We start from the raw sequence: 12723 nt of genomic DNA, 5'->3' as shown, positions 1-12723 counted from the left end.
CCGCCGCCCCGGTGGCCCGCTCGGCGGCCAGCGCCTGCACCAGCACGGCCAGCGGGACCAGGAACGCCACCAGCACCAGCGACGTCGTCGCCAGCGCCAGCGACGCCAGCCGCCGCCTCACCGGCCCGGGTCGACGATCTTGACGCCGACCCCGTGGACGGCGTGCAGGTAGCGGGGCCGCTGCGCGGTCTCGCCGAGCTTGCGCCGCAGCCACGACAGGTGGACGTCGACCGTCTTGTCGCCGCCGCCCCAGGCCATCCGCCACACCTCGGCCAGCAGCTCCCGCTTCTGCACCACCTGCCCGGCCCGCGCGGCGAGGTAGTGGAGCAGGTCGAACTCCTTCGGCGTCAGGTCGAGCCTGCGGTCGTCGAGCCACGCCTCCCGCGCCGCCGGTTCGACCCGCAGCCCGCCGACGACGATCACCTCCGGCTCGGCCTGCTCCCGGCCGCGCCGCAGCACCGCCCGCACCCGGGCGTCGAGCTGCGCCGCGCCGAACGGCTTCACGACGTAGTCGTCGGCGCCCGCGTCGAGCGCCTTCACGATCTCGGGCTCGGCGTCGCGGGCCGTCGCCACGATCACCGGGATCTCGCTGACCGCCCGCAGCATCCGCAGCACCTCGCAGCCGTCGACGTCGGGCAGCCCGAGATCGAGCACGACGAGGTCGGGCCGCTCCTCCAGGGCGCGCGTCAGCCCCGCCATGCCGTCGGGCACCGCGCTGACGGCGTGCCCGAGACCGGTCAGCGCCCGGGTGAGGGCCGATCTGACCTGGGGATCGTCCTCCACGAGAAGCAGGTGTGCCACCTGTCCGCCTTTCTGGGTAATACCTGTCGAAGTTCCCCGAGAAAGGCGGACGATGCGCGGAGCGGGACTGGCGGCGTGGCTGCTGGCGGCGGCCTGCGCCGCGTCGGCGGGCACCTGGGCGGTCTCGCTCATCGCCCCCGGCGGGGCCCTGACCGAGGCCCAGGTCGAGGAGGCGCTCGTCACGGCCTCGGCCCAGCCGCCCCCGCCGCCCGGGGTGACCTTGCGGGCCGGGGGCAGTTTCGCGTACGCGGAGGGCTCGGTCACCGCCGCCTGCTCCGGCGACCGGGCGGTCCTGCTGTCGTGGACCCCGGCGCAGAACCACAGCGTGGAGGACGTCGAGCGGGGCCCGGCCCCGGCGGCGTCGGTGACCTTCGAGTCGGCCGACGACCGGACGACCACAGTGACGGTCCGCTGCCCCGGCCCGGTCGCCTCGGTCCGCCGCGCCGCCGACGACTAGGTCAGCGGGGCGTCCAGTAGATCCGCATGTCGGAGAAGACCTTGTCGGGACCTTCGGCGAGGACCCTGGTCTGCTTCCCGTCCAGGTCGAGCAGCACGACCTCGAACCTGTCCTTCCCCCGCCGGGAGGCCATGACGTGGTCGTCGTCGAGCCAGCCGCCCACGATCAGCCCCTTGGCCAGGGGGAACCGGCGGCGTTCCGCCCCGGTCACCGCGTCGAGCAGGCACAGCCGCCCCGCGGCGCAGCCGGTCAGCAGCAGGCCGTCGCGGGTGGCGTGGAGGTCGCCGGTGTCCTTCAGCTCTCTGACGACCTCGCCGGTCAGGGTGTAGACGGTGGTCGTGCCGCCGGTTTCGCGGGCCAGCGTGCCCTCCTCCGGGCCCCAGTGAAACGCCTCGTCACCCCCCGCTGCGACGTCCCGTGTCTCGGTCGTGCCCGTGACCGGGTCGACCAGGACGAAGCCGGTGGCGGGGGAGTCGTCCTCCAGGCCGGTGGCGGTCATCAGCAGGCGCGTGCCGTCGGCCGACCAGACGGGCCGGCGGGCCAGCGCGGGGCGGGTGAGCGTCTTGACCTCGCGCGTCGTGCCGGTCGTCCGGTCGGTGACGGCGATGAAGTCGAAGTCGGACGTGAGCAGCCGGGCGGCGGAGAGGACCGCCACGAACCGTCCGCCGGGGGAGACCAGCGGCTCGGTCATGGCGCCGACGGAGACGAACCTCCCGGTGGCCGGGTCGCGGACGTAGCCGGTGCCCTCGCCGTCGCCCTGTGTGTCCTCGTAGGACGACGCCCACAGGCCGTCGGCGGGGTTCTCGTGCAGCGTGACGCCCAGCGTCTCGATCTCGACGTCGACCGTGGAGGTCGCGGCCATGGGCCGCGCCACGACCGGGACCGGAGCCGCCGGGGGCGGCGCGGCCGGCGCGGCGGGCGGGGGATCGGGCCGGGTCAGCACGACGGCCGCGGTCACGCCGACGGCGACGAGGACGGCGATCCACCACGCCCGGGACCGGCGCGGCCGTTCCGGTGTCGCCACGCCGCCGGGTGACGTCTGCTCCCCGAGCAGCCGCATCAGCGCGGCCTGCGCGGTCGGCCGGGCCGCCGGGTCCTTGTCCAGGCAGACCGCCACCAGTTCCCGCAGCTCCCCGTCGAGCGCGCCCAGGTCGGGCTCGCGGGTGAGGATGCGGTTGATGACGGCGGGCACCGGTTCGGTCCCGAAGGGCGGCCGTCCGGTCGCCGCGCACACGATCGTCGCCCCCCACGCGAACAGGTCGGCCGCGCTCCCCGCCGGGCCGCCGCGGAACTGCTCCGGGGCCATGTAGGGCGGCGTGCCGACGACGTCGGCGGCGGCGGACGAGTCGCCGAGCTGGGCGATGCCGAAGTCGATCACGCGCGGCCCGTCGCGGCCGAGCAGCACGTTGGCGGGCTTGAAGTCCCGGTGCACCACGCCGGCCCGGTGGATGGCGGCCAGCGCCGTCATGGTCCCGATGGCGAGCCGCCCCAGCTCGGCCCCCTTGAGCGGCCCGCGATCGGCGAGGGCGAAGGCGAGGCTGGGTCCGTCGACGTACTCGCTGACGATGTAGGGCGACCCGTCGGCCACGCCGGTCTCCAGTACCTGCGCGGTGCAGAAGGTGCGCACCCGGCGCACCATCTCCGACTCGGCCAGGAACGCCCCCACGTCGCCGCCGCGCAGCACCTTGACCGCCACCCGCTCACCCGAGGGCGACTCGCACAGGTAGACGACCCCCTGCCCGCCGGATCCGAGCTGCCCGAGTATCCGGTGGCCGCCGATCATCATGGGAGCACGCCGAAGCGCAGGAAGACGGTGTCCTTCTTGTCGTCGACCGTCGCCAGCACGCGTTCGACCTGGCCGAGCAGGTCCACGATCCGGAGTTCGTAGCCCTTCTTGGTCGGCACTCGCACGACGAAGTGGCGGTCGGTGAACCACCCGTTCCACAGGGAGTCGGCGGGGGTCGGCACAGTCGCCAGCCGGGCGCCCGATCCCATGTCCCAGACGCAGATGTCGTCGGACTTCGGGCAGAGCGTCGCCAGGCTCCTGCCGGACGGGCTGAACCAGCTCCGGTCGCGCGGCAGGCCCACCCAGTGCAGCGTGCGGCTCACCTTGCCCCGGGTGTCGTAGATCTCCACCCCGCGGTGGCGGCTGTCGGAGTAACCCCGGGCGATCTGCCCGTCGGGGGTGAAACCGAACGGATAGGCGTCCCCGCCGTAGTATTCGGTCTGCACGAAACTCGCCGTCCGCGTGGTGACGTCGACGACGACGAACCCCTCGATGCGCTCTTTGTCGGGGTTGTCGACGGAGAGCACGACCTTCGTCCCGTCGCGCGACCAGCTCGGCATGATGCTCCGCAGCGGTCTGCGCACGGTGTTCACGGTGAACTCGGCCCCGGTCGCGAGATCGCGGAACTTGACGTAGTCGTAGTCGGAGCGCAGGAACTTGGCCCACGGGCTGAGCGCCACCCATGTGCCGTCGGGCGACACCATGGGCTCCTCGCCCCGTCCGACCTCGGTGAAGGTGCCGTCGGCCCGCCGGACGTAGGCGGCGAACGGGGCCTTCAGCGAGAGGTAGCCGTTGAGGCGCACCGGGTCGTCGGCGCTCTCGTGCATGGTCACGTTCGTCCCGTCGACCTTGACGTCGGTCGTCTTCTCCGGCACCGAGTCGAGTTCGACCGCCACGGTCGCCGCCGTGGTCACCGAAGGGGGCGCCGCCTGGACGCGCACGTACTCGACTCTGGGCGGCACGGCCAGGAAGACCGCCACGCCCGCGACCAGCGCGCCGGCGAGGAAGGCCGTCGCGGCCCGCCAGGGCGCCCGGCGCCGGCGCCGGGTCACCCGCCCGGTGACCTGGAGCAGCGACTCCTCCCCGATGAGCCGTAACAGCACGTCACTGGCCACGGGCCGGTCGCCGGGGTCCTTCGCCAGGCAGGCCGACAGCACGCTCCGCAGCTCGACGTCGATCCCGGTCAGGTCGGCCGGCTCGCGCACCACCCGGTTCACGGTCGCGGCCACCGAGTCGCCGGCGAACAGGTCGCGCCCGGTCGCCGCGAACACCATCGTCGCCGCCCACGCGAACACGTCGGCCGGGGGTCCCGCCGGCACCGCGTCGAACTCCTCGGGCGCGCGGTAGGCGGGCTTGCCGACGTACCGCGTCACGGTGGTCTCCGACGCCCGCAGGGCCTCGTTCAGCCCGAAATCGGCCATCCGGGGGCCGTCGGGCCCGAGCACGACGGTCGAGGGCCGGATGTCGCCGTGCAGCACCCCCGCCTGGTGGATGGCGACGACCGCGCTCATGGTCCCCACCGCGAGCCGGTGCAGCGCCGCCCCGGTCAGCACCCCGTTCGCCGGTACGGCCTCCGCCAGCGTCGGGCCGTCGACGTGCTCGGACACGACATAGGGCCGGTCTCCGAGCGTGCCGCCGCCGAGCACCTGGGCGACGCAGAACGCCGGCACCCCCTTCAGCGGCCCGACGGCGGCGGTCACCCGTTCGGGCTCGGCGACGGGGGCCAGCAGCCGGATGACGACGGGTGTGCCCCGTGGATCGGTGGCCAGGTAGGCGTCCTCGGGCCCCGGCTCGTCGATCTTGCCGGTGATCCGGTACTCCCCGACGACGGTGGGATCGTCGGGCTCCAGCGGAACGGCGCGCCCCATGCGGACATTATGGGCACGTGCCTACGGATGCCACATCTTCTCCAGGGGATGTTTGTGCACCTGCTTGTAAACGGCCCGCTGCGCCCACCGCCCGGTCGTGAGGAGCCCGATGCTGAGCACCAGCGCCCCGCAGGTCACGATGATCGCCCAGCTGATGCGGTAGGCGGCGGTGAAGCCGGGGCCCGGCGCCAGCACCGTGACGTGCGTGGCGACGACGCTTCCGACGATGGCCACGCCGAGCGTGACGCCCGTCTGCCGCATGGTCGACACGATGCTCGCGGCCACCCCGGCCTGCGCGTTGGGCATCCCCGAGACGGCCGTCGTGGTGATCGCGGCGTTGATCCAGCCGAGCCCGAAACCGGTGAGGCCGTAGCAGACGTACATGCGGAGCCCGGTGGGCAGGTCGGCCGGAACGGCGGCGAGCAGCCCGGCGCACATGCTCGCGATGCTGCCGATCACGATGGACGGCCGCGGCCCGTACCGGCCGACGACCCGCCCGGAGATGGGCCCGCACAGCGCCTGCAGCAGCGGCATCGGCAGGATCGACAGCCCGGCGTGCAGCGGCGAGAACCCCCGGACGTCCTGCAGATAGAGCGTGTTGACGATCAGGAACCCGCCCTGCGCGGTGTACATGAGCAGCGCGATCCCGGTGGCCCCCGAGAACGGCGGCGACTTGAAGAACCTGACGTCGATCAGCGGCTCCGGCCTGCGCCGCTCGACGACGATGAGCGCGCCGAGGCAGGCCGCCGAGGCGATGAGGGAGAGCACGGTCTGCGGCGACCCCCAGCCGGTGTTCGGCGCCTCGATGATGCCGAACGTCAGCAGGAACACGGTCCCGATGACGAGGAGCTGCCCGGCCGGGTCGGGTTTCCTGGCGTGCGGCGACCGCGACTCCGGGACGTGCAGTTTGGCCAGGACGAACGCCGCGATCCCGATCGGGACGTTGACCCAGAACACCGACCGCCACCCGACGAACTCGACCAGCGCGCCCCCGATGAGGGGCCCGGCCGCGACGCTGACGCCCACCACGCCGCCCCAGACCCCGATGGCTCTGGCCCTCTCCTGCGGCTCGGTGAACGTGTTGGTGATGATCGACATGGCGACCGGGTTGAGCATGCTGCCCCCGACGGCCTGGAGGGCCCGGAACACCGTCAGCGTCTCGAGGGTGGGGGCGAGGCTGCACAGCAGCGAGCCGGTGGTGAAGACGACCAGGCCCGTCTGGAACACCTTCCGGCGGCCGATCCGGTCGGCGGTCGAGGCCGACAGCATCAGGAACGACGCGAGGGTGAGGGTGTAGGCGTCGAGGGTCCACTGCGCGCCGGAGATGCTCGCGCCGAAGGTGCTCTTGATCGACGGCAGGGCCACGTTGAGGATGCTGCTGTCCATGCCGACGATGAAGACGCTCACGCAACAGATGGCCAGCACGACGCCGGGCCTCGCACAGGTCGACACCCGCAGGGACTACCCGGGCCGACCTGCGACGATGTGAGCCGCGACAGGTCTTTGCCGTGATCATCAACGCCGTTTATACGGGCGCTATACAGCCGCTCACGAGGCTGGCCCCTGATAAACCGGATGATTCTTCTCGGAGGCCCCACGGTGTTGCGCGAACGGCGGCCGCGCGCCGCATTACCCACCCTCGTCTCACTTGCCCTCTTATCGAGTCTGTTCACCTCGGTGCCGGCGAAGGCGGTCGCCCCGCCCGTCCAGGCTCCGGTGAAAGCCGCGGCGGTGACCTGCCCCGAGGAGATGCCGACCGAGATCGCCGCGCGGCTGGCCGCGCAGGTCTGCGGCAAGCGGGTCAGGGCCGCGGCGATGACCACGGAGAACGACGAGTACTTCGTGAACCCCGATGGCACACTCACCCTTGAGCACCGCTACCGCCCGGTCCGGGTCAAGCGTGACGACCGGTGGGTGCCGGCCGACGCGACGCTCGTCGCGGGCGCCGACGGCATGGTCGTCCCGAAGGCCGCCTCGGTGTCCTACGGCTTCTCCGGCGGCGGCGACGGGCCCCTGGCCCGCGCCGCGCGCGAGGGCGTGGAGTTCACGCTCGGCTCGCCGCTCGGCCGGCTGCCGAAGCCCGTGGTGTCCGGTGCGACCGCGACCTACCCGGAGGTGCTGCCCGGCGTCGACCTGGTGCTCACCGCCGACGTGGACGGCTTCACCCAGAAGCTGATGGTCAAGAACCGGCAGGCCGCCGCCGACCCGAGGCTGAAGTCGCTCACCTTCGGCACCGAGCTCGAGAAGGGCGAGCTGAAGGCCGACAAGCACGGCAACCTCACCGTCGTCGACGAGAAGGACCGGCCCGTCTTCGCGGCCGTCGCCACCGAGATGTGGGACGCCGCCGCCGAGAGCGCGGAGAAGAAGACCCCGGCCGCCGTCGCCTCCAGGACCGGGGCCGAGACGCCGAACCCCGGCAGGCGGGCCACGATGGGCGTCAAGGTCGGCCGGGACGCGATCACGATCACCCCGGACGCGGCGCTGCTGGCCGACCCGGCCACCGTCTTCCCGGTGACGATCGACCCGAGCTTCACCGCCGCCAAGTCGGCCTGGACGTACGTCGACTCGCGCTACCCGACCAGCACGTACTGGAACAGCTCGAACGACGCCACGGTGGGCACCTCGGAGTCGGGCGCCTTCAAGCGGCGCTCGTTCTTCAACATGAACCTGTCGGGCATGGGCACCCGCAAGCAGATCGTGTCGGCCACGTTCAACATCTACGAGCACTGGGCCTGGTCCTGCTCCGCCAGGAACGTCGAACTGCACCGGACCAACGCGGTGTCCTCCTCGACCAACTGGAACAACCAGCCGGCCTCGAACCTGTCGATCGGCGCCAAGAACGTCGCCTACGGCTGGTCGTCGAGCGGGCAGGGCGGGGCGTCGAACTGCCCGTCGGCATGGGTCGGCTGGAACGTCGCCTCGGCCCTCCAGGGCATCATGGACGCGGGCGGCACCTCGGTGACGTTCATGGTCAAGGCGTCCAGTGAGACCGACAACACCTACTGGAAGCGCTTCGCCAACAACCCGAACATCTCCATCACCTACAACTCGCTCCCGGGCACGCCCGCCGGCCTGGCGATGGCGCCCTGCTCGACCTGCTCCAGCCCGGCCCTGGTCGGGGCGGCGCAGCCGAACCTGTCGGCGAAGGTCTCCGACGCCGACGGCACGGCGCAGCGGGCCGACTTCGAGGTGTGGGACGCCGGCAAGACCACCAAGATCACCGGTGGTTCGGTGTCGGGTGTCGCCAACAACGGCACCGGCACCTGGCGGGTCGCCACCCCGCTCGCCAACACCTCCTACAACTGGCGGGTGCGCACCTACGACGGCACCGCCTACGGCGCCTGGTCGTCGTGGTTCGCCTTCACCGTCGACGCCTCCGCGCCCGACTCGCCCGAGGTGAACTCGGCCGAGTACCCGGCCGGCGCGTGGTCGAAGGGCGCCGGGCAGGCCGGGACGTTCACGATCACCCCGGCGGGCTCCGACGTGTCGGCGGTGCTCTGGTCGTTCGACGGCGGCACCCAGCAGTCGGCCGCCAACAGCGGCGGCGCCCACACGGTCACCTGGACGCCCGCGACCGACGGGCCGCACACCCTCCGGGCCTGGGTCAAGGACAAGGCCGGCAACCTGTCCGAGCCCGCACAGTACGACTTCGGCGTGGGCAGCTTCGCGGTGACCTCGCCGCAGGACGCGACCTCCACGGCCCGGCGTACCGTGCTGGCCGCCGCCGGCAGCGCCGGCGTCAGCGCCGTCACCTTCTCCTACCGGCGCGGCGAGGCCGACGATTGGCACCAGGTCCCGGCCGCCGACGTGCGCCGCCGCTCCGACGGCGCGGCGGTCACCTGGCCGGTGGCGATGGCCTCCGGCGTCTCGCCCGACCTGGTCTGGGACGTCACCCGCACGCTGACCGAGGACGGTGCGATCGAGATCCGGGCGGAGTTCACCACCGGAAGCGGCACCGCCGCCTCCGCGCCGGTGGACCTGACGGTCGACCGGGACGCCCAGGGGGCCACCACCGGCCCGATCGGCCCCGGCACGGTCAACCTGCTCAACGGCGACTTCCGGATGAGCGCCACCGACGCCAGCATGTTCGGCATCGGCCTCACCCGCTCCTTCTCCTCCCGCGACCCGCGCAAGGGCTCCTCCCTGCCGGGCGTGGCGGCCATCTTCGGCGCTGAATGGACGCCGAACGGCCTGGCCCAGTCGGGCGACGGCACCTTCACCGAGCTGCACGCCACCTCCGCCACCTCGGTGGAGATCACCGGCGACGGCGCCTCGGTCGGCTTCACCCGGAACGCCGACGGCTCCTGGACGCCGCAGTCGGACGCCGGCAACCTCACGCTGACCCATGACGCGTCGGCCGACCGCTACACCCTGACCGACTCCACCACCGCCGACAGCACCGTGTTCGCGAAGGTCAACGACGCCTACCTCGTACGGGCGGTCTACCCGGCCACCGGCAAGGGCGGCACCGTCTTCGTCTGGGAGTCGGTGACCGGCGCCGACGGCGCCCGGCTCGCCCGGCCCACCAGGATCATCGCCCCGGCCTGGTCGGTGGCCTCGCCGAGCGACTGCGACGTCGCCACCCTGGCCGCGCTGCCCGAGGGCTGCCGCCTGATCGTGGTCACCTACGCCACCACGACGACGGCCGGCGCCCAGCTCGGAGACGTCGCCGGTCAGGTGAAGGCGATCAGCCTGTGGGAGGGCGGCGCCGCCGCCCCGCGCGGCCTGTCCGAGTACCGCTACGACGACCTCGGCCGGCTCCGCGAGCGCTGGGACCCCGCCACCCCGACCGTCAAGACCCGCTACGACTACGACCTCGGCGGCCGGGTCAACCGCTTCACCCCGCCCGGTGAGCTGCCGTGGACCCTCACCTACGGCCGCGCCGGGAACGCCGACACCGCCGCCGACGGCATGCTGCTGGCCGCCTCGCGGCCGACCCTGCGCCCCGGCACGCTGAGCGAGACCAACGGCACCGCCGTCACCTCGGTCGTGTACGACGTGCCGACCAGCGGCAGCGGCGCGCCCTACAACCTCTCGCCCGCCGCCACCCTGACGTGGGGCCAGACCGACCCGCCGTCCGACGCCACCGCGGTCTTCCCGCCCGACCAGGTGCCCGCCAACCACACCGGGCGCGGCGGGCTGGCCGGATCGGACTACGGCCGGGCCACCGTCACCTACCTGAACGCCAACGGCGCTACCGTCAACCGGGCCGAGCCCGGCGGCGGCCTGTCGGCCAGCCAGTACGACGCCCACGGCAACACGGTGCTCAACCTGTCGGCGGGCAACCGGGCGCTGGCCTTCGGCCAGGGACCGGGCGCGGCCGAGGAGCTGACCCGCCTGGGCCTGATCAACAGCTCGACCGCCGAGCGGGCCCGGCTGCTGTCGGAGGAGACCGTGTACTCCGCCGACGGCCAGCGGATGCTCGGGGAGTTCGGCCCGCTGCACCTGGTGCGGCTGAACGGCGTGCCGACGCCCGCCCGCAAGCACCAGGTCAACACCTTCGACGAGGGCCGGCCCGACGACGCCAAGGTCTCCGGCCTGGTCACGGGCACCGCCGTCGGCGCGTGGGTGCCCGGCGGCGGCGCGGACGCCGACGTCCGCCTCAGCCGCACCTTCTACGACTGGGCCAACGGCAAGGTCGTCAAGACGGTGACCGACCCGGGCGGCCTGGCCGTCACCCGGACCACCGGCTACGACGCCGACGGCCGCGCCGTCAGCTCCACGATGCCCAAGTCGTCAGGGGACGACGCCGGCACCACGACCAGCGCCTACTACACCGCCGACGGCTCCGGCGCCTGCGGCGGCAAGCCCGAATGGGCCGGTCTGCTCTGCCGCACCCAGGCCAAGCAGGCCGTCTCGGGCGGCGGGTCCAACCCGTCCGAGCTGGTCACCAAGGTGTACGCCTACGAGGAGGGCGGCCGGGTCGCCTCGATCACCGAGACCGCCAACGGCGTCACCCGCACCACCGCCACCACGTACGACACGGCCGGCCAGGTGCTCACCACCACGGTCACCGGCGGCCTCGGCACGGCCGTGCCCGCCGTCACCAACAGCTACGACGCGGCCGGCCGCCTGACGAAGACCACCGCCTCCACCGGTGCGTCCATCACCCGCGAGTACGACGTCCTGGGCCGGCAGACCTCCTACACCGACGCCGACGGCGGCGTCACCCGGGTGGAGTACGACGCGCTCGACCGGGTCATCAGGAAGACCGACGGCGCCCCGTCCACGATGACCTACGAGTACGACCTCGACGCCGACCCCCGCGGCCTGCTCACCGCGATGACCGACTCGGTCGCCGGGCGCTTCACCGCGACCTACGACGTCGAGGGCGGCATCGTCGCCGAGCAGCTGCCGGGAGGGGTGTCGTACACGGTCAGCAAGGACCCGACCGGCGCGCCCACCCGGCGCGTCTACCAGAACGCCGCCGGCGTGAAGCTGCTGGACGACTCGGTCACCTGGTCGATCCACGGCCAGCAGCTCACCCGCACCGGCCTGTCGGCGCAGATCGTCGGCTACGACAAGATCGGGCGCATCTCCTCCGTCGACGACACCGTCGGCGGCGTCTGCACCCGGCGCGCCTACGGCTACGACGCCAACTCCAACCGCACCTCGCTGACCAGCGGCGGCTGCGACGGCAGCGGCGCCACCACCCGCACCCACGCCTACGACACCGGCGACCGGCTCGTCGACCAGGGCTACGTGTACGACGCCTTCGGCCGCACCACCTCCACCCCCGACGGGCTGGCCGTCGACTACTACGCGACCGACCTGGTCAAGGCGATGACCTCGGGGGACTCGCGGCAGTCGTACACGCTGGACCCCCAGCTCCGCCGCAACAGCACCCTGACGGAGGCGCGGACCGGCGGGACGTGGGCCGCCACGGCCCGGCGGGTCGAGCACTTCGACGCCGACGACGACACCCCCGCCTGGGTGGTGGAGGACGTCGCCACCGGGCGGGTCTCCAGGAACGTCCACTCGGTGTCGGGCGGCCTGGCGGCGATCACCTCGGCCACCGGGGAGGTCCGGCTCCAGCTCACCAACCTGCACGACGACATCAACGTCGTGCTGGACCTGACCACCGGCGTGCCGCTGGCGCTCGACTTCGACGAGTTCGGCAACCCGCGCCCGGGTCAGCCGTCCGGCCGCTACGGCTGGCACGGCGCGGCCGAGCGGGTCGCCGACACCCCCGACGGCACGATCCTCATGGGCGTGCGGCTCTACCAGCCGAAGCTCGGCCGGTTCCTGCAGACCGACCCGATCGAGGGAGGCAGCTCCAACGCCTACGACTACGCCGCCCAGGCGCCCACGTCCAACGCCGACCTCGACGGCCGCAAGTGGTATTGGTGCCGCACCTTCTCGCACTTCGCCTTCAACCACTGCGGCGTCAGCCGGGCCTGGTACCACGGAAGCTGGCGCACCGTGCGCTGGGTGAAGACCCCGGCCGGCTGGTGGGTGCGCGGCGTGATGTACGACTACTGCACCAAGCCCGGCCTCGACCGGCCGCTCGGCTTCGACTTCCGGCAGGCGTGCATGATGCACGACTACGGATACGCCCTGCGGAAGATGGGCTACATCTCCAGCAAGTACCAGGCCGACGCCGTCTTCTACAACGTGCTCTGGAACGGCGTCTGCCCGGCGTACGCCTGGTGGAAGCGCGGCACCTGCCGCAGGCTCGCCACCACGTACTACTTGGCCGTCTTCTACGGCGGCCGGGTGTGATCTCCCGATGACCCGCCGGCGGGGACCGTCACCCGGTCCCCGCCGGTGTCTTTCTGACCCACGGGTTGACGGGTGTGACTCCATCGTGC

The 12723-nt window shown here is 72.6% G+C and carries 6 protein-coding genes; 2 read left to right on the top strand and 4 right to left on the bottom strand.

All coding sequences use genetic code 11. The features are described from left to right. Positions 1-117 precede the first annotated feature (117 nt). Positions 118-801: a response regulator transcription factor gene (locus tag FDA94_RS36880; RefSeq protein ID WP_137251667.1), complete on the bottom strand. Its 684-nt coding sequence runs from the start codon at positions 799-801 to the stop codon at positions 118-120. Between the two features lie 52 nt (positions 802-853). On the opposite strand from FDA94_RS36880, the gene FDA94_RS36875 reads away from it, so the two are divergent. Next, positions 854-1258, top strand: a complete 405-nt coding sequence (locus tag FDA94_RS36875) for a hypothetical protein (RefSeq protein ID WP_137251666.1) — start codon at positions 854-856, stop codon at positions 1256-1258. 1 nt (position 1259) lies between these two features. Here the strand turns inward: FDA94_RS36875 and FDA94_RS36870 are convergent, their stop codons facing one another. The 3 genes from FDA94_RS36870 to FDA94_RS36860 are packed head-to-tail and all read right to left on the bottom strand — an operon-like array spanning position 1260 to position 6319. Continuing rightward, the gene (locus tag FDA94_RS36870) at positions 1260-3044 is read right to left on the bottom strand and encodes a serine/threonine-protein kinase (RefSeq protein ID WP_170991288.1); all 1785 of its coding nucleotides are present in this window, start codon (positions 3042-3044) and stop codon (positions 1260-1262) included. Beyond that, a complete protein-coding gene (locus FDA94_RS36865; protein ID WP_137251664.1) occupies positions 3041-4912 on the bottom strand; it encodes a protein kinase domain-containing protein in 1872 nt (623 codons plus the stop codon). Before FDA94_RS36865 ends, FDA94_RS36870 begins: the two co-directional genes overlap by 4 nt. Before the next feature lie 21 nt (positions 4913-4933). Beyond that, positions 4934-6319 carry an MFS transporter gene (locus FDA94_RS36860; RefSeq protein WP_246060356.1) on the bottom strand — a complete coding sequence of 462 codons (1386 nt, stop codon included), beginning with the start codon at positions 6317-6319 and terminating at the stop codon, positions 4934-4936. Between the two features lie 168 nt (positions 6320-6487). On the opposite strand from FDA94_RS36860, the gene FDA94_RS36855 reads away from it, so the two are divergent. Further along, positions 6488-12634: a phospholipase A2 gene (locus FDA94_RS36855; RefSeq protein WP_137251663.1), complete on the top strand. Its 6147-nt coding sequence runs from the start codon at positions 6488-6490 to the stop codon at positions 12632-12634. Positions 12635-12723 lie beyond the last annotated feature (89 nt).

This window comes from Herbidospora galbida, from assembly GCF_005233835.1.
GTDB classification, from domain to species: domain Bacteria; phylum Actinomycetota; class Actinomycetes; order Streptosporangiales; family Streptosporangiaceae; genus Herbidospora; species Herbidospora galbida.
This window is presented reverse-complemented; position numbering and strand designations above follow the sequence as displayed.

Coding starts and splice junctions, on each gene's coding strand:
- FDA94_RS36875 (WP_137251666.1), top strand. CDS start 854: ATGCGCGGAGCGGGACTGGCGGCGTGGCTGCTGGCGGCGGCCTGCGCC.
- FDA94_RS36870 (WP_170991288.1), bottom strand. CDS start 3,044: ATGATGATCGGCGGCCACCGGATACTCGGGCAGCTCGGATCCGGCGGG.
- FDA94_RS36865 (WP_137251664.1), bottom strand. CDS start 4,912: ATGGGGCGCGCCGTTCCGCTGGAGCCCGACGATCCCACCGTCGTCGGG.
- FDA94_RS36855 (WP_137251663.1), top strand. CDS start 6,488: ATGATTCTTCTCGGAGGCCCCACGGTGTTGCGCGAACGGCGGCCGCGC.